The 843-nt window shown below is 69.6% G+C and carries 1 protein-coding gene; it reads left to right on the plus strand.

Translation table 11 applies throughout. The features are described from left to right. Nucleotides 1-843 (plus strand): rhodanese-like domain-containing protein (locus tag G6021_RS08780; RefSeq protein ID WP_347238939.1); only part of this gene is annotated, 843 nt, incomplete at both ends.

Genomic DNA, 843 nt, shown 5'->3' on the forward strand with positions numbered 1-843 from the left:
GCCCGGGCACACCCCGGAGCACCTGTCCTTCCTGATCACCGACGGCGCCTTCGCCGATACCCCCGGGTACATGCTGACCGGCGACTTCGTCTTCTCTGGTGACCTGGGCCGTCCGGACCTGCTCGACGAGGCGGCCGGCGGGGTGGACACCCGCTTCGAGGGTGCCAAGCAGATCTTCCGGAGTCTGAGAAAGTCCTTCCTCACGCTCCCGGATCACGTCCAGGTCTTCCCCGGCCACGGCTCGGGCAGCGCCTGCGGCAAGGCGCTGGGCGCCCTGCCGTCGACCAGCGTCGGCTACGAACGCCGCTACGCCTGGTGGGGCGGATACCTCGAGCGTGACGACGAGCAGGGCTTCGTCGACGAACTGCTGGACGGCCAGCCGGACGCGCACGCGTACTTCGGGCGGATGAAGCGGCAGAACAAGGAAGGCCCGGCCGTGCTCGGGCCGCTGGAGCCGCTGCGCGAGTACGACACCGCGGAGTTGGCCCACGCACTCGAGGCCGAGAAGGTCGTCGTCGTCGACACCCGCGGTCAGGACGAGGTCCACGCCGGCACCGTCCCCGGTGCGCTCAACATCCCCGGCGTCGACAAGGCCGCCTCCTTCGGCGCCTGGGTCTACGACCCGGAGCGGGAGGACACTCCCCTGGTGCTCCTCGCCCGGGACGTGGAGGTCGCCGAGGAGCTACGTGACCACCTGCTGCGTGTCGGCATCGACACGGTCACCGGCTACACCACCAGCCTCGCGGGTCTGCCGTTGATGACCCCCGAGATGATCGGCACCGACGAGCTCGCCTCGTTCGACTCGGCGATGGTCCTGGACGTGCGGAACAAGACCGAGCACTC

Origin of the sequence: Dietzia sp. CW19, assembly GCF_014145265.1 — a bacterium.
Lineage (GTDB): Bacteria > Actinomycetota > Actinomycetes > Mycobacteriales > Mycobacteriaceae > Dietzia > Dietzia natronolimnaea.